General features: G+C 64.4%; 14 protein-coding genes and 1 pseudogene. 11 read left to right on the top strand and 4 right to left on the bottom strand.

Annotated elements, in window-relative coordinates; all coding sequences use genetic code 11:
• Positions 1–243 precede the first annotated feature (243 nt).
• Positions 244–1893, top strand: a complete 1650-nt coding sequence (locus IVA87_RS09695) for a glycosyltransferase family 39 protein (RefSeq protein WP_247301278.1) — start codon at positions 244–246, stop codon at positions 1891–1893.
• A gap of 184 nt (positions 1894–2077) precedes the next feature.
• Positions 2078–2857, top strand: a complete 780-nt coding sequence (locus IVA87_RS09690; RefSeq protein ID WP_247333454.1) for a class II aldolase/adducin family protein — start codon at positions 2078–2080, stop codon at positions 2855–2857.
• Positions 2858–3091: 234 nt separating this feature from the next.
• Here the strand turns inward: IVA87_RS09690 and IVA87_RS09685 are convergent, their stop codons facing one another.
• The 3 genes and pseudogenes from IVA87_RS09685 to IVA87_RS09675 all read right to left on the bottom strand — a co-directional run bounded on the left by IVA87_RS09685 (position 3092) and on the right by IVA87_RS09675 (position 6545).
• On the bottom strand, positions 3092–4486 hold the full coding sequence (locus IVA87_RS09685) for a M20/M25/M40 family metallo-hydrolase (RefSeq protein ID WP_247301280.1): 1395 nt from the start codon (positions 4484–4486) through the stop codon (positions 3092–3094).
• Between the two features lie 23 nt (positions 4487–4509).
• Positions 4510–4710, bottom strand: a pseudogene (locus IVA87_RS09680) (hypothetical protein); the annotation flags it as partial.
• A 212-nt stretch (positions 4711–4922) separates the two neighbouring features.
• The gene (locus tag IVA87_RS09675; protein ID WP_247301281.1) at positions 4923–6545 is read right to left on the bottom strand and encodes a helicase HerA-like domain-containing protein; all 1623 of its coding nucleotides are present in this window, start codon (positions 6543–6545) and stop codon (positions 4923–4925) included.
• Positions 6546–6868: 323 nt separating this feature from the next.
• Between IVA87_RS09675 and IVA87_RS09670 the strand changes: the two genes are divergently transcribed.
• From IVA87_RS09670 to scpA, 8 genes are all read left to right on the top strand, one after another.
• Positions 6869–7234 carry a DUF2267 domain-containing protein gene (locus IVA87_RS09670; RefSeq protein ID WP_247301282.1) on the top strand — a complete coding sequence of 122 codons (366 nt, stop codon included), beginning with the start codon at positions 6869–6871 and terminating at the stop codon, positions 7232–7234.
• Positions 7235–7260: 26 nt separating this feature from the next.
• A complete protein-coding gene (locus IVA87_RS09665; RefSeq protein ID WP_247276652.1) occupies positions 7261–7668 on the top strand; it encodes a DUF4332 domain-containing protein in 408 nt (135 codons plus the stop codon).
• Positions 7669–7823: 155 nt separating this feature from the next.
• Positions 7824–8684, top strand: a complete 861-nt coding sequence (gene folP / locus IVA87_RS09660) for a dihydropteroate synthase (RefSeq protein ID WP_247333533.1) — start codon at positions 7824–7826, stop codon at positions 8682–8684.
• Positions 8681–9049 (top strand): dihydroneopterin aldolase, encoded by a 369-nt coding sequence (gene folB / locus IVA87_RS09655; RefSeq protein WP_008553485.1) that lies wholly within the window; start codon positions 8681–8683, stop codon positions 9047–9049. Before folP ends, folB begins: the two co-directional genes overlap by 4 nt.
• A 1-nt stretch (position 9050) precedes the next feature.
• Positions 9051–9542, top strand: a complete 492-nt coding sequence (gene folK / locus IVA87_RS09650) for a 2-amino-4-hydroxy-6-hydroxymethyldihydropteridine diphosphokinase (RefSeq protein WP_247301283.1) — start codon at positions 9051–9053, stop codon at positions 9540–9542.
• A gap of 80 nt (positions 9543–9622) precedes the next feature.
• Positions 9623–11494, top strand: coding sequence for a methylmalonyl-CoA mutase family protein (locus IVA87_RS09645; RefSeq protein ID WP_247333453.1), 1872 nt, complete (start codon positions 9623–9625; stop codon positions 11492–11494).
• Entirely contained in the window at positions 11491–11955 is a 465-nt protein-coding gene (locus IVA87_RS09640; RefSeq protein WP_247301285.1) for a GFA family protein, read from the top strand. The genes IVA87_RS09645 and IVA87_RS09640 overlap by 4 nt, the downstream gene beginning before the upstream one ends.
• Before the next feature lie 23 nt (positions 11956–11978).
• Positions 11979–14135 (top strand): methylmalonyl-CoA mutase, encoded by a 2157-nt coding sequence (gene scpA, locus IVA87_RS09635; RefSeq protein ID WP_247333530.1) that lies wholly within the window; start codon positions 11979–11981, stop codon positions 14133–14135.
• Positions 14136–14218: 83 nt separating this feature from the next.
• On the opposite strand, the gene IVA87_RS09630 is transcribed toward scpA, so the two are convergent.
• Positions 14219–14584, bottom strand: coding sequence for a hypothetical protein (locus IVA87_RS09630; RefSeq protein ID WP_247333451.1), 366 nt, complete (start codon positions 14582–14584; stop codon positions 14219–14221).
• On the opposite strand from IVA87_RS09630, the gene IVA87_RS09625 reads away from it, so the two are divergent.
• Positions 14577–15569 carry a tripartite tricarboxylate transporter substrate binding protein gene (locus IVA87_RS09625; protein ID WP_247301287.1) on the top strand — a complete coding sequence of 331 codons (993 nt, stop codon included), beginning with the start codon at positions 14577–14579 and terminating at the stop codon, positions 15567–15569. The genes IVA87_RS09630 and IVA87_RS09625 overlap by 8 nt on opposite strands.
• Positions 15570–15614 lie beyond the last annotated feature (45 nt).

Raw genomic sequence — 15614 nt, 5'->3', positions numbered from 1 at the left:
ACGCCAACGGCCAATTGTGGGCGGTGTTCCCAAAGGGAAGGAAATCAGAGACTTATTCACATTCCCTTCAGCTGCGGCTCACTACTGCTACCGGCACTCCAAGTTTCCGCATTTGCTGCGCCGCATCAGGAATTTAGCCATAATGCCCAATTACTTGGTAATGGAACTGCGCTATAGGGATCCCGGGGAGCAGGCCCGCGCGCGCCAGCAGGGTCCAGAGGGGATTCCGGGTCACCAATAGCCATGACATCCATCACGACTTCGGCGATCGACACGCCTCTGCGGCGCTCGGTCGAACGGACTTGCGACGATCTCGCCATGCTGGTGCTGGCTGCGGTCGCCGTCATTGCAGGCTTGACCTTCCGCGACTACGGGCTCGGCTGGGACGATTACACCCACGCTGAATATGCCGATCTGTTGCTGCGCATGTTCGGTTCCGGTTTCAGGGATACCGCAGCGCTGTCGTTCGCGAATCTATACATGTATGGCGGCGGCTTCGATATGATCGCCGCTCTCCTGCACAAGATCATTCCGCTCGAACTGTTCGAGACACGACGTCTGGTCGGTGCCATCGTCGGCGTGATCGGGCTTGCGGTGACGTGGCGGCTCGGGCGCCGCATCGGCGGGCCCCTCGCCGGTCTTGCCTCACTTTTGCTCCTCGCGCTCTGCCCGATCTTCTACGGCCACATGTTCATGAACCCGAAGGATGCGCCCTTCGCGGTGGCCATGATCATCCTGATGCTGGGCCTCGTCCGCCTCGCGGAGGAATATCCGCAGCCTTCGCCGCGCACGGTCTTGATCGTCGGCCTAGGTGCCGGCCTTTCGTTGGGCTGCCGCGTTCTCGGCGGTCTCGCGCTGGTCTACGCCATGCTTGGCTTCGTCCCGCTGTTCCTGGAGGAATTGCGCAGCGAGGGCTTGCGCGAGGCGGTCCGCCGCTTCGCCCACGTCGTCTATGTGCTGCTGCCTGGCCTTGCGTTCGGCTATCTCGTGATGGGCCTGATCTGGCCGTGGTCGATCATGGAGCCGGGCAATCCTTTCGAGGCGCTGACCTACTTCTCGCATTTCTTCGAGAAGCCGTGGAAGGAGATGTTCGACGGCGCGATCGTATCCGTGCCCGACATGCCCTGGTCCTATCTGCCGACGCTGTTCGCGCTGCAGCTGCCCGAGGTGATGCTGGTGCTGATGGGCGGCGCCGTCGTCAGCACCTTCGCCATGCTGCCGCGCCGCGAGGTTCCCGCGCGCCGCAAGACCATCCTCTTGATGCTGACGCTGGCCGCGACCCTGCCGCTCGCGATCGCGATGGTGAAGCGTCCCGCGCTGTACAACGGCATCCGCCATTTCGTCTTCGTGATCCCGCCGATGGCGGTGCTCGGCGGCGTCGCCTTCGGCTGGACTATGGAACGCCTGCGCGCCAATCACCGCACCTGGCAGCCGGTCGTGCTCGCCACCTTCTGCTTCGGTCTTGCGTTGTCGCTGGCCGAGATGATCCGGCTGCATCCCTATCAATACACGCACTTCAACCACATCGCCGGCACCGTGCGCGGCGCCGACGACCGCTTTATGCTCGATTATTGGGGCCTGGCGCTGAAGCAGGCCTCGGACGAGCTGCGCGAGCAGCTGATCGAGCGCCAGGAAGTGCCGCCCAGCAATCGCAAATGGAAGGTCGCGGTGTGCGGGCCGCAGCGACCGGCCCAGGTCGCGCTCGGCCCCGACTTCACAATCGGCTGGGATTCCAACGCGGCCGATTTCGCGATGACGCTGGGCGAATTCTACTGCAAGGGCCTCACCGCACCCGTCATGGTCGAGATCAAGCGCGACGACGTGGTGTTCGCCCGCGTCTACGATATCCGCGGCCGCAGCATTTCCAGCCTGCTGTCGATCCCGGCTCCATAATAATCTTCTCCCAACGCGAAGCCTGGATGAGCGAAGCGACATCCGGGGCCACTTTGGAGCTGCCCGCATATCGCTTCGCTCATGCGGGCAACGCTGAACTGCCGCGCGCTGGCCGCGCCTTGCTGCCCGCCTCACCCAAGACTAGGCTCCTTCCCCGCAACAACGATGTTCGGAGAGATCAGCCATGTCGCCAGCGGAAGCGCGCCTGAAGGAAGTGCCGTCGAACATGACGGAGGCCGAGTGGCAGCAACGGGTCAATCTCGCCGCCTGCTATCGCCTCGTCGCGTTGTACGGCTGGGACGATCTGGTCGACACGCACATCTCCGCGCGCGTGCCCGGCCCCGATCATCACTTCCTCATCAATCCCTACGGGCTGATGTTCGACGAGATCACGGCGTCGAGCCTCGTCAAAGTCGATCTGCATGGCAATCAGCTCTCCGAGAGCGAATACAGCATCAACCCCGCCGGCTTCACCATCCATTCGGCGATCCACGAGGTGCGCGAGGACGCGATCTGCGTGCTGCATCTCCACACGCTCGACGGCACCGCGGTGTCGAGCAGCGCCGAAGGCCTGTTGCCGCTGAACCAGACCGCCCAGCTCGTTACCCACGACCTCGCCTATCACGACTATGAAGGCATCGCGCTCGACCATGACGAGCGGCCGCGGCTGCAGAAGGACCTCGGCGACCACAACCACATGCTCCTGCGCAACCACGGCACGCTGACGGTCGGCCGCTCCGTCGCTTCCGCCTTCGAGCGCATGTACCACCTCGAGCGCGCCTGCTCGATGCAGGTGCGCACGCGCGCGCTGGGTACGCCGATCTATCCGGTCGACGACGTCGCGATCGAGAAGAACACCGAGCTGCTGTCGAACCGCGACCGCGCCGAGCTGCGCGCCACCAACCTCGTGTGGCCGCCGCTGCTACGCAAGCTCGACCGCGTCAATCCGGGCTATCGGACTTGAGATTTTCGGGATTTGGTGTAGGGTGGCGTTCAACGAACCTCTACGCCTTTTGGAATGAAACGCCGCCCAATTCCGGGCGGCGTTTTTATTTGGGGTAACTCGTCACGCCCGTCATTCCGGGGCGCGCGAAAAGCGCGAACTAAGGTGCGCAATTGCGCACCTGGGAATCTCGCGCAACAACCTCCAGATTCCGGGTTCGCCTCTTCGAGGCGCCCCGGAATGACCGCTACGCGGTCACTTCACCTCCGCCAGCGCGGCGAGGATCCTCGCCCAGGAACGGATACCCTTCTGGAAGCTGCGCAGATCGTACTTCTCGTTCGGCGAATGGATGTTGTCGTCGTCGAGGCCGAAGCCGACCAGCAGCGAATCGAGGCCGAGCGTGCGCTTGAAATCGGCGACGATCGGGATCGAGGCACCCGATCCCATCAGCACGGTCTCCTTGCCCCATTCCTCGGTCAGCGCTTTCTTGGCGGCGGCGAGCGGTTTCATATTCCAATCGAGCGCGACCGCGGGCGCGGCGGAATGGTCGCCGAACTCGACCTTGCAGTCGCCCGGAATGCGCGCGGTCACGTAGTCGCGGAACGCCTTGCGGATCTTTTGGGGGTCCTGCCCCTCGACCAGACGGAACGAAACCTTGGCCGACGCGTGCGACGGGATCACCGTCTTGGAGCCCTCGCCGATATAGCCGCCCCAAATGCCATTGACGTCGCAGGTCGGACGCGAGGAGGCCTGCTCGATCAGCAGCCGCCCCTTCTCGCCGGCGGGGATCGACAAGCCCACCGGCTTGAGGAACGTGTCCGGTGTGAATTCTAGCTTCTTCCACTGCGCCAAGATGTCAGGGGGCGTGTCCTTGATGCCGTCATAGAAGCCGGGAATGGTGATGCGGTTGTCGTCGTCGAACAGACTGCCCAGAATTTTCGTCAGCACCCGGATCGGGTTCATCGCGCTGCCGCCGAAGACGCCGGAATGCAGATCGCGATTGGCGGCAGTGATCTTCAGCTCCTCATAGAGCAGGCCGCGCAGCGATGTGGTGATCGCCGGCGTGTTGTGATCCCACATGCCGGTGTCGCAGACCAGCACGTAGTCGGCTTTGAACTCGTCCTTGTTGGCCTCGATGAAGGGCACGAAATTCTTCGAGCCGACCTCCTCCTCGCCTTCGATCAGGAAGGTGATGTCGACCGGCAGCGAGCCCGTCACCTTCATCCAGGCGCGGCAGGCCTCGACGAAGGTCATGACCTGGCCCTTGTCGTCCTCGGCGCCGCGCGCGACGATGATCTTGCGACCATCGGCATGGTCGGTGACGACGGGCTCGAACGGCGGACGGTTCCAGAGATCGAGCGGGTCGACCGGCTGCACATCGTAATGGCCGTAGAACAGCACGTGCGGCCGTCCGCCCGCCCTGGCCTTGCCGACGATGGCGGGATGTCCGGCGGTCGGCCTCACTTCAGTGGCAACACCGAGGCTTGCGATGTCCTTGGCGAGATGCTCGGCCGCGGCCTTGCAATCGGCGGCGAAGGCCGGATCCGCGGAGATCGACTTGATCCGCAACAACGAGAACAGACGCTCCAGGCTGTTATCGAAATCCTTGTCGATGTGGTCGAGCACGGATTGAAGCTGCGCATTGGCCATGGTCGTATTCCCGATTGTTGGTCTCAAGGTGTCTGCGCTTTTAGCGCTGGCGCGGCCTCGGGACCAGCCGCAACCGGCGGATGCCAGATGTGCCATGCGAGGCTGCCGGCAAGGATGGCGGTCGCAACGAGATTATTGCCCCAGGTCTGGATGACATTGGGAAACCACGGCAGCGATAGCAGCATGAGGATGCCGGCCGCGCCCAAAGCGAGCGAGGTTCCCAGCCACGTAGCAGACGGGCGGATGCTTGGAGAGCCCCTCACCGGAATTTGTGCGCTGTGATGGCCTCCCGATGGCCGCTAAACCTCCTGCAGCGTCATGGCCGGGCGTGCTGCCTAAGGCGCGACGAGATCGGGATGAATCGTCATCGCGCTTCAGGTTATTGTTCGAGCATGATCTTTTCGGAAAACCGCTTCACACTTTTCCGGATCACGCTCTAGCGCCGCAACAATCCGCCGAGCGCGCCGCGAACCAGGGTGCGGCCGATCGAGCCGCCGAGCTGGCCGCCGACCGACTTGCCGATATTGGCGGCCATCCCCCCGATCACCTGGTTGGTCACCGATCGCGTCACGTCGCGCGCGATGACCTGGCCGGTCGACAGACGGCCGCGCTTGACGTTGGTGCCGAAGATAGAGCCGACGATCGAGCCGATCTGGCCGAGGATGCCGCCACCGCTTCCACCTGCCGAACCATCTGCCGTTGCCGCCGTGCCGGCGATGCGCTTCTGAAGAATCTCGTAGGCAGACTCGGAATCGACAGCGGTGTCGTATTTGCCCTTGACCGGGCTTACAGCCATGATCGCCTTGCGCTCCTCCGACGTGATCGGTCCGATCCGGGCCGACGGCGGCCGGATCATCACCCGCTCGACCATCGAAGGCGTGCCGTTGCCCTCGAGGAAGGACACCAGCGCCTCGCCCTTGCCGAGCTCCATGATCACCTTGGCGGTGTCGAGCTTCGGGTTGGGCCGGAAGGTCTGGGCTGCGGCGGCGACCGCCTTCTGGTCGCGCGGGGTGAAAGCGCGCAGCGCGTGCTGCACCCGGTTACCCAACTGCCCGAGCACGCGATCGGGCACGTCGACCGGGTTCTGCGTCACGAAGTAAACGCCAACGCCCTTGGAGCGGATCAGACGCACCACCTGCTCGATCTTGTCCATCAGCGTTTTGGGCGCGTCGTTGAACAACAGATGCGCTTCGTCGAAGAAGAACACGAGCTTCGGCTTGGGCAGGTCGCCGACCTCGGGCAGCTCCTCGAACAGCTCCGACAGCATCCACAACAGGAATGTCGCATAAAGCCGCGGGCTCTGGAGCAGCTTGTCGGCGACGAGGATGTTGACCATGCCGCGCCCGTCGCGGTCGGTCTTCATGAAGTCCTTCAGCGTCAGCGCCGGTTCGCCGAAGAATTTGGAGCCGCCCTGGTTCTCCAGCACCAGGAGCTGGCGCTGGATGGTGCCGACGGTCGCCTTGGTGACGTTGCCGAAGCCCTGCGCGGCCTTGCGGATGGCGGCGAGCGGATCCGCCGCCGCGTCCGCCCCCTTCTTCCCGCTATCCGGCACGATGGCGTCGAGCAGCGCGCGAAGGTCCTTCATGTCGATCAGGACGAGACCGTTGTCGTCGGCGACGCGGAAGGCGACGTTGAGCACGCCTTCCTGCACGTCGTTGAGGTCGAGCATCCGCGCGAGCAGCAGCGGTCCCATCTCGGTGACGGTCGCCCGCACGGGGTGGCCCTGCTCACCGAATACGTCCCAGAACACCGTCGAGAACTGGTCGGGCTGGAACGTCAGCCCCATCTCGGTGGCGCGCTTGACGATGAAATCCTTTGGTTCGCCGACCTCGGAGATGCCGGAGAGGTCGCCCTTGATGTCGGCTGCGAAGACCGGAACGCCGGCGCGCGCAAATCCTTCCGCCATCACTTGCAGCGACACCGTCTTGCCGGTTCCGGTTGCACCGGTGACGAGGCCGTGGCGATTGGCGAGCGCCAGCGTCAGCCATGCCTGCTCGTTTCCCTTGCCGACGAAGATCTTGTCGCCGGTGTCGCCGAGCTTGTTGTCCTGTGCGGTCATTATGGTCTCTGATCTCTGCAGTTTCGCGTATCGAAACTCGAATACACCAGTTCCGGAGTTTACCGCATGTCGCAAGCCGATTGAAACCATTCAACGTGGTCCGGACACGCGACATCGTCGGAAACATCAGCCGAAAGTCGGAAAAGTGCATTCGCACCGCGGTATTTTCTTGCTGATGCCATCTCCGCTCTTGCATCGCTGCAACACTTTTCGCGCGTTCGAAACGTTGGTCGCGTTCATCGCTTGTATTTCACATCGCACCGGCTCAAGATCATTTTCGAAAGCAATACTCCGGCATGTGAACCGGCTGAGGGGCAGGCCATATGGACGAGCTGATCGGGCGGCTGGCAACAAACGCCAGCATAGATAGTGCTGTCGCTGAAAAGACTGTCGGCATTATCCTGGGTTTCCTCCGCAGCGAGGGTCCTTCCGACAGCGTGCAGGCCCTGATCGACCAGATTCCCGGTGCGGAAGCCGCGATCGAGACGTCCAGGAGCGGCGGCGGACTGTCGCGGCTGATGGGCGGCGGCCTGATGGCCGTCGGCTCACGCCTGATGGGCCTCGGACTCGGCATGTCGGAGATTCAAAACATCGCCCGTGAACTTTTTCGCTTCGGCCGAGACAAAATCGGAGCCGATCAGATGGGCAAGATCATCGCGGGGACGCCGGGCCTCAGCCAATTCGCCTGAAGCTTTCGCATTTCACATCGAGTATCATGACATATCCCATCTCCGAGATTGAGGGCCTGTCGGCCTTTGCCGCCAACAAGTTGAAGGCACAGGGAATCCGCACCACCGACGCGCTGCTCGAGGCTGCCGGCACCGTGAAAGGCCGCAAGGCGCTGTCCGCCAAGACCGGCATCAGCGAGCAGCTGCTGCTGGAATGGGCCAACGTCTCGGACTACATGCGCATCCCCGGCATGGGCCGGGCCAAGGTCGGCCTGGTCCGCGCTGCCGGCGTCACCACGGTGCGCGAGCTCGCTTATCGGAATCCGGCAAGGCTCGCGCAGAGCATGCGGGACGCGAACGAGAAGAAGAAGCTCCTCCGCATCCTGCCTTCCGAGAAGTCGGTCGGCGAGATCATCGCCAAGGCGAAGAAGCTGCCGCCGAAGATTACGTATTAGCCGCACCCTCTCTCCGTCATACCCCGCGAAGGCGTGTATCCCGTACGCCGCGCCTCCTCCGTATTGTCGCAATGCCTCGGATTGCCCGCTTTCGCGGGCAATGACACGAGGGGTTGGTCTTGAACTCCCCCTCCCCGACCGCTAAAGCCACCCGCATGAATGCCTCGCCCTCCCCATCCGTCCCGCCGGCCGGCTCGGCCGGGGCCGACGTGCTGCGGACGCTGTTGGAACGGTCGCTTCCGGCGGTGATGGGGGTGCTCAACGTCACCCCGGATTCCTTCTCCGACGGAGGTGCGTTCATCGCGCCCGAGCAGGCTTTGGTGCGTGCCCGGGCGATGATCGCTGATGGCGTCGACATCATCGATATCGGCGCAGAGTCCACGCGGCCCTACAAGGGGGCCCAGCCGGTCACAGCGGAACGCGAGCTCGCCCGGTTGAAGCCGGTGCTGGCTGGCGTCGTGGCGCTTGGCGCGCCCGTCTCGATCGACAGCATGAAGGCGGAGGTGGTGGCATTCGCGCTCGACCAGGGCGCGGCGATCGTCAACGACGTCTGGGGCCTGCAACGCGACGCCGCCATGGCACCGCTGGTCGCGGCTAAAGGCGTTCCGGTCATCATCATGCACAACCGCGACAATGCCGACCCCACCATCGACATCGTCACGGACATGAAGACCTTCTTCCTGCGCTCGCTGGATATCGCGGCCAAGGCTGGGATCGCGCGGGACAAAATCGTACTCGATCCCGGCATCGGCTTCGGCAAGACGGCCGAGCAGAGCATGATCGCGCTGGCGCGGCTGCGCGAACTCGACATGTTCGGCCTGCCGATCCTGGTCGGCGCCTCGCGCAAGCGCTTCATCGCCGCAGTGTCGCCGTCGGAGCCGAAAGAGCGGCTCGCCGGCTCGATCGCCGCGCACGTCATCGCCGCGCAGCGCGGCGCAAAAATCATTCGGACCCATGACGTCGCCGAAACCTTGCAGGCCCTGCGTGTAGCAGCAGCAATCGAGAGCAAGCCATGACCGATACGATCTTCGTCACCGGCCTGTCGATCCACGCCCGCCACGGCGTCATGGATCACGAAACCGAAGTCGGCCAGCGCTTCGTCATCGATCTCGAACTCTATACCGACCTGTCGGAGCCTTCGCGCAGCGACCGGCTCGCCGATACCGTGTCCTACGCCGAAGTGGTGGCGACCACCACGGCGGCGTTCAAGAACACCAACTACAAGCTTTTGGAGCGCGCGGCCGGCGCGGTGGCCGATGCCATCCTGTCGCATTTCCCACGCATCCGCGCCGTGAAGATCACCGTGCACAAGCCGCATGCGCCGATCGCCGCGATCTTCGACGACGTCGGCATCATGCTGACGCGCTCGCGGCATCCATAAGATGGCGAGCGTCTTGATCGCACTCGGCGGCAATGTCGGCGATGTCCGCGCGACCTTCCGCAAGGCGATCGCGCATATCTGCGGCATGGCGCAAGCCGCGCTGATCGCGCGCTCGTCCGACTATGCAACGCCGCCCTGGGGCGATGAGGACCAGGAGCCCTTCATCAACGCGTGCATCGAGATCGAGACCAGCCTTGATCCGCATGCACTGCTGTTCGTGCTCCAGAAGATCGAGCAGAAATTCGGCCGCACGCGGGACAAGGAGCGGCGCTGGGGCCCGCGCACGCTCGATCTCGATATGATTGCCTATGACAATGTCAGCTTGCAGAAGCCCGATCTGACCCTGCCGCATCCGCGCTTGTTCGAGCGCGCCTTCGTGCTGGTGCCGCTGGCCGAGATCGCGCCCGACCGCCTCATATCAGGCGTTCGTGTGCGTGACGGGCTCGCCAGCGTCTCGACGCAAGGCATTGAGCGGCTTCCGGATACCGGCTAACCAAAAACAACCGTTTGCAGGGGCGGTCCGCCGTGGCAATTTCGCCTGCGAATAACAAGATTTCGGGAGCCCCTCGCCGCATGACCTCCGTGACTGACGACCTGCCGCTGGCGGCGGATTTTCCCAAGGCGACGATCGAAGACTGGCGCAAGCTGGTTGACGACGTGCTGAAGGGCGCGCCGTTCGAGAAGCTGGTCGGCAAGACCTATGATGGCCTGAAGATCGAACCGCTCTACCCACGCGCCAAGGACCTTGCGCCCGTGGTGGGCCGGCCGCCAGCTGCGCCCTGGCAGATCATGCAGCGGATCGACCATCCCGATGCGGCTGCCGCGAACGCGCAGGCGCTGACCGATCTCGAGAACGGCGCGACGGGGCTCGCGCTGGTGTTCGCCGGCGGCAGCGGCGCCCACGGCTTCGGCCTGGAACCGTCAGCCGATGCGGTCGCAAGAGTCCTGAAGGACATCCATCTCGATGCCGGCATCGGCCTCGAACTCCAGATCGGTCCGCAATCACGGATGGCCGCGATCCATGTCGCGGAATATGTGAAGCGCGCAGGCCTCGATCCCGCCGCCTGCGACATCCGCTTCGGGCTTGATCCGCTCGCGGCCGGCGCGGTGTGGGGCCACAGCCCCTATACGTGGGAGGAGATCGTTCCAGCCATCACCGGCGCCATCAAGGGTCTCGCTGGGCTCGGCTTCAAGGGGCCGTTCGCGTCCGCCGACGGACGCGTGATCCACGATGCCGGCGGTTCGGAAGTGCAGGAGCTTGCCTTCGTGCTCGCCTGCGGCGTTGCCTATCTGCGCGCGATCGAAAATGCCGGCATTGCGCTGCAGCAGGCGCAGGGCATGGTCTATGCGCGGCTTTCCGCCGATGCCGACCAGTTCCTGACTATGGCCAAATTCCGCGCGCTGCGGCTGCTGTGGGCGCGCATCGAGCAGGCCTGTGGCCTGACGCCGAAACCGCTGTTCATCGCTGCCGACACGGCCTGGCGCATGCTGACGCAGCGCGACCCTTACGTGAACATGCTGCGCGCGACCATCGCGACCTTTGCGGCCGGGCTTGCCGGCGCCAACGCGATCACCGTGTTGCCGCATACGCTGGCGCTCGGACTGCCCGATCCGTTCGCACGGCGCGTGGCGCGCAACACGCAAGCCCTGCTGCTGGAAGAAAGCAACCTCGCCAAGGTCAGCGATCCCGCAGCGGGCGCCGGCGGGATCGAGGCGCTGACGGCGCAGCTCTGCGAGGCCGCCTGGGCGCTGTTCCAGGAGAGCGAGAGAGCCGGCGGCGCCTTTGCCGCGCTTCAGCAGGGTGTTTTTCAGAGCAAAGTAGCGGCTACGCGAAAGGCGCGCGAGGCCAACATCGCAAAACGCCGGGACGTGCTGACGGGCGCCAGTGAGTTTCCGAACCTGCACGAGAGCGAGACGGCCGTCCTGAAGGTGACGCCAATCGCGCTTCCGCCTTATGGTGAGCAAAAATACAAATTCGATGCACTGCCGCCGATCCGGCTGGCGCAACCGTTCGAGGCCTTGCGTGACAAGTCGGATGCAGCGCTGAAAGCACGTGGCGCCCGCCCAAAGGTGTTCTTGGCCAATCTCGGCACGCCCGCCGATTTCACCGCGCGGGCGACGTTTGCCAAGAGCTACTTCGAGGCTGGCGGCATCCAGGCCCTCGACAGCGAGGGTTTTGCCGATCCGGCCAAGCTTGTTACCGCCTTCGAGGCCTCCGGCGCCGCCCTCGCCTGTCTCTGTTCCAGCGACAAGGTCTATGCGGAACAAGCGGAAGCCGCGGCAAGAGCCCTGCAAACGGCCGGCGCGCGCCATATCTACCTGGCAGGCCGCCCGACGGATGCCGAGGCTGCGCTGCGCGCGGCCGGCGTCACCGGTTTCGTCTTCGCCGGCGGCGATGCGCTTGCGACGCTGCAAGACGCCTATCGACGGATGGAGCAATCATGATCGAAACCGGCAAAACCGTTCTCACCGGCGGCTGCCAATGCGGGGCCGTGCGCTTTCGAGTCACGACGGCACCGACCAAGGTCTCGATCTGCCACTGCCGGATGTGCCAGAAGGCGGCTGGCGCCCCGTTCGCCTCCTTCGCCGACATCAACAAGACGGACTTTGCCTGGACCAAGGGACGGCCGTCGTTCTTCCGCTCCTCCTCGATCGCCGAGCGCGGCTTTTGCGCCGCCTGCGGCACGCCGCTGAGCTTTGGCCGCATCGACGGCGACCGGATCGAGATCATGACAGGCACGTTCGACCGCCCCGACCACGTTGTCCCAACGCGGCAGTTCGGCACCGAATCTCGCCTCGGCTGGGTAGTCGGCATCTCCAATTTGCCAAGCCAGACCACGCAGCAGAATTACGGACCGGAGAAGATGGCGACCATCGTCAGCCATCAGCATCCGGATCATGATTGAGCGCCTATGATATGGTTGAGACCATGAGCCGCATTCCCAATTTCGCCGACGTCGCCTTCGCGCGGACAGCCACCGCCGCGCCGGCCGGCAGCGCCGAGCCGTGGCTGACGCCCGAGGGCATCCTCGTGAAACCGGCCTATGGCGAGGCCGATCTTGCCGGCCTCGATTTCCTCGAGACCTATCCTGGCATCGCGCCCTTTCTGCGCGGCCCCTACCCAACCATGTATGTCAACCAGCCCTGGACCATCAGGCAATATGCCGGCTTCTCCACGGCAGAGGATTCCAACGCGTTCTATCGCCGTAATCTCGCGGCCGGACAGAAGGGCCTCTCGGTCGCCTTCGATCTCGCCACGCATCGCGGCTATGACAGCGATCATCCGCGCGTCGGCGGCGACGTCGGCATGGCCGGCGTGGCGATCGATTCCATCTACGACATGCGTACGCTGTTCGCAGGGATTCCGCTCGACCAGATGAGCGTGTCCATGACCATGAACGGCGCGGTACTGCCGATCCTCGCGCTCTATGTCGCGGCCGCCGAGGAACAGGGCGTGCCGCCGGAAAAACTCTCAGGCACCATTCAGAACGACATCCTGAAAGAATTCATGGTGCGTAACACCTATATCTATCCGCCCGCGCCATCGATGCGGATCATTTCGGACATCTTCGCCTACACCTCGCAGAAGATGCCGAAATACAACTCGATCTCGATCTCCGGCTATCACATGCAGGAGGCCGGTGCGACGCAGGACCTCGAGCTCGCCTACACGCTGGCCGATGGCGTCGAATATCTGCGTGCCGGCCTCGCTGCAGGCCTCGACGTCGACCGCTTCGCGCCGCGCCTGTCGTTCTTCTGGGCGATCGGCATGAACTTCTTCATGGAGGTCGCCAAGCTGCGCGCCGCGCGCCTGCTCTGGGCGAAGCTGCTGAAGCCATTCAATCCGAAAGACCCGCGCTCGCTGTCGCTGCGCACGCATAGCCAGACCTCAGGCTGGTCGCTGACCGCTCAGGACGTCTTCAACAACGTGATGCGTACCACGGTGGAGGCGATGGCGGCCACCCAGGGCCATACCCAGTCGCTGCACACCAACGCGCTCGACGAAGCGCTGGCGCTGCCGACCGATTTCTCGGCGCGCATCGCCCGCAACACCCAGCTCTTCCTCCAGCAGGAGAGCGGCACCACGCGCATCATCGATCCCTGGGGCGGCTCGTATTATGTCGAGCGGCTCACGCGCGACCTCGCGGCCAAGGCCTGGAGCCACATCCAGGAGGTCGAGGAGCTCGGCGGCATGGCCAAGGCGATCGAGGCGGGCGTGCCGAAGCTGCGCATCGAGGAGGCCTCGGCCAAGACGCAGGCGCGGATCGATGCCGGCAAGCAGGCCGTGATCGGAGTCAACAAGTACAAGCCGACCGACGAGGCGCCGATCGAGATCCTCAAAGTCGACAACAGCAATGTCCGCCGCTTGCAGATCGACAAGCTGACGCGGCTGAAATCCGAGCGCAACCAGAAGGACGTCGATGCCGCCCTCGCCGCACTGACGCGCTCGGCCAGAGAAGGCAACGGCAATCTGCTCGCGCTCGCCATCGACGCGGCGCGCGCCAAGGCGACCGTCGGCGAGATTTCGGAGGCGATGGAGAAGGTGTTCGGCCGGCATCGCGCCGAGATCAAGTCCATTACCGGCGTCTACAAGCGGGAGGCGTCCAGCATGGGTAACCAGGTCGAGAAGGTTCAGGCGCTGATCGACGCCTTCGAGGAGGCGGAAGGCCGCCGCCCGCGCATCCTGGTGGCCAAGATCGGCCAGGACGGCCACGATCGCGGCCAGAAGGTGATTGCGTCAGCCTTCGCCGACATCGGCTTCGACGTCGACATTGGGCCGCTGTTCGCGACTGCCGACGAAGCTGCGCGGCAGGCGGTCGAGAACGACGTGCACATCCTCGGCGTCTCCTCGCTCGCCGCCGCCCACCTCACCGCCGTGCCGGAACTGAAGACCGCGCTGAAGAAGCAGGGCCGCGACGACATCATGATCATCGTCGGCGGCGTAGTGCCGCCGCAGGATTACGACGCGCTGTACGCGGCCGGCGCCGAAGCCATCTTCCCGCCGGGCACCGTGATCGCCGATGCGGCGGAGGAACTGATCCGCAAGCTGAACGTCCGGCTTGGGCATAGCGAGGCGGCGGAGTAGTGATGGACTGGTCGTGCGCCCGGCCAGGTTGTGTCCATGACACCTGACGAAATCATTGCTGCAATACAAGAACGCGGATGCCATCAAAGGCAAGGGCGTATCGAAGCTCGCCATCTTCGGCTCGCGCGTCCGCGACGATTATCGTCGATATAAGCGGGATAGTTGTTGAAGTCGCGAATTAGCGACCAGACTTCGTCCAGTGGCTGGTCCAGCACGGTGCTGTAATAGGCTTGGGTCATGGCTTGCCTTGGCTCTTGTTGCGCGCTGAGGTTGGCGACTTGCGCGGGCAAAACCCACCCGATCTCCGACTGCCGTCCGATGGGTTTCACACAAACGGCGATCTCGCTGGTAGCGCTACCTTGCGGCGCCGCCGCAAAGCCGACTAGAATGCCGCCGTTGACAAGAGCGCTCGACGTCACGGGCGCCGCTGGGAGGCATTCAATGTCCAAGATCACCCGCCGCGCCTTTGCGGCCTCGTCTGCCGCGGTCGCGGCATCCGCCGCTTTCGGGTTCAAGCCGGCACGCGCACAAGCCTATCCGGCGCGTCCGGTCACCGTCATCGTGCCTTGGGGCGCGGGCGGCGGCACCGATGCCACCGCGCGCATCGTCGCGGCGCTGCTGGAGAAGGATCTCGGCCAGCCCTTCAACGTGGTCAACCGCACCGGCGGCTCCGGCGTCGTCGGCCATAGCGCGATCGCGAGCGCGCAGCCCGACGGCTACACCATCGGCATGCTCACGGTCGAAATCTCGATGATGCACTGGCAAGGCCTCACCGACCTGACGCCGAAGAGCTACACGCCGCTGGCGCTGATGAACGAGGATCCGCCCGGCATCCAGGTCTCCTCCTCCTCGCCCTACAAGACGGTCAAGGAACTCGCCGACGCGATCAAGGCGGCGCCTCCGGGCAAGTTCAAGGCTTCGGGCACCGGCCAGGGCGGCATCTGGCATCTGGCGCTGGTCGGCTGGATGCAGGCGATGGGCCTGCCTGCCAACCAGGTCGCCTGGGTGCCGTCGAATGGCGCAGCGCCCGCGATGCAGGATCTCGCCGCCGGTGGCCTCGACCTGACCACCTGCTCGGTGCCGGAGGCGCGGGCCATCATCGAGGCCGGCAAGGCCAGGAGCCTTGCCATCATGGCGCCGGCGCGCAACCCGATCTTCAAAGATGTGCCGACGCTGAAGGAGGCGATGGGCATCGACTACGCGACTGGTGCCTGGCGCGGCATCGGCGCCCCGAAGAACCTGCCGCCGGAGATCGCAACGAAGCTGACCGCAGCGCTGAAGAAGGTCTACGACTCCGCCGAGTTCAAGGACTTCATGAGCAATCGCGGCTTCGGCACCGTGTGGGGCGATGCCGCCCATTTCGCCGCCTTCATGGACAAGGGCGACGCCCAGATGGGCGAGGCGATGAAGGCGGCGGGCCTGAGCAAGGCGTGATTTTCACCTCTCCGCGCGGGCGGCAGGGCTGTCGCATATGAAGAG

This window comes from Bradyrhizobium sp. 147, assembly GCF_023073935.1.
GTDB lineage: Bacteria > Pseudomonadota > Alphaproteobacteria > Rhizobiales > Xanthobacteraceae > Bradyrhizobium.
This window is presented reverse-complemented; position numbering and strand designations above follow the sequence as displayed.

Bases quoted from the DNA above. Each gene is read 5' to 3' on its own strand.
- IVA87_RS09695 (WP_247301278.1), top strand. From the start codon at position 244: ATGACATCCATCACGACTTCGGCGATCGACACGCCTCTGCGGCGCTCG.
- IVA87_RS09690 (WP_247333454.1), top strand. From the start codon at position 2,078: ATGTCGCCAGCGGAAGCGCGCCTGAAGGAAGTGCCGTCGAACATGACG.
- IVA87_RS09685 (WP_247301280.1), bottom strand. From the start codon at position 4,486: ATGGCCAATGCGCAGCTTCAATCCGTGCTCGACCACATCGACAAGGAT.
- IVA87_RS09675 (WP_247301281.1), bottom strand. From the start codon at position 6,545: ATGACCGCACAGGACAACAAGCTCGGCGACACCGGCGACAAGATCTTC.
- IVA87_RS09670 (WP_247301282.1), top strand. From the start codon at position 6,869: ATGGACGAGCTGATCGGGCGGCTGGCAACAAACGCCAGCATAGATAGT.
- IVA87_RS09665 (WP_247276652.1), top strand. From the start codon at position 7,261: ATGACATATCCCATCTCCGAGATTGAGGGCCTGTCGGCCTTTGCCGCC.
- folP (WP_247333533.1), top strand. From the start codon at position 7,824: ATGAATGCCTCGCCCTCCCCATCCGTCCCGCCGGCCGGCTCGGCCGGG.
- folB (WP_008553485.1), top strand. From the start codon at position 8,681: ATGACCGATACGATCTTCGTCACCGGCCTGTCGATCCACGCCCGCCAC.
- folK (WP_247301283.1), top strand. From the start codon at position 9,051: ATGGCGAGCGTCTTGATCGCACTCGGCGGCAATGTCGGCGATGTCCGC.
- IVA87_RS09645 (WP_247333453.1), top strand. From the start codon at position 9,623: ATGACCTCCGTGACTGACGACCTGCCGCTGGCGGCGGATTTTCCCAAG.
- IVA87_RS09640 (WP_247301285.1), top strand. From the start codon at position 11,491: ATGATCGAAACCGGCAAAACCGTTCTCACCGGCGGCTGCCAATGCGGG.
- scpA (WP_247333530.1), top strand. From the start codon at position 11,979: ATGAGCCGCATTCCCAATTTCGCCGACGTCGCCTTCGCGCGGACAGCC.
- IVA87_RS09625 (WP_247301287.1), top strand. From the start codon at position 14,577: ATGTCCAAGATCACCCGCCGCGCCTTTGCGGCCTCGTCTGCCGCGGTC.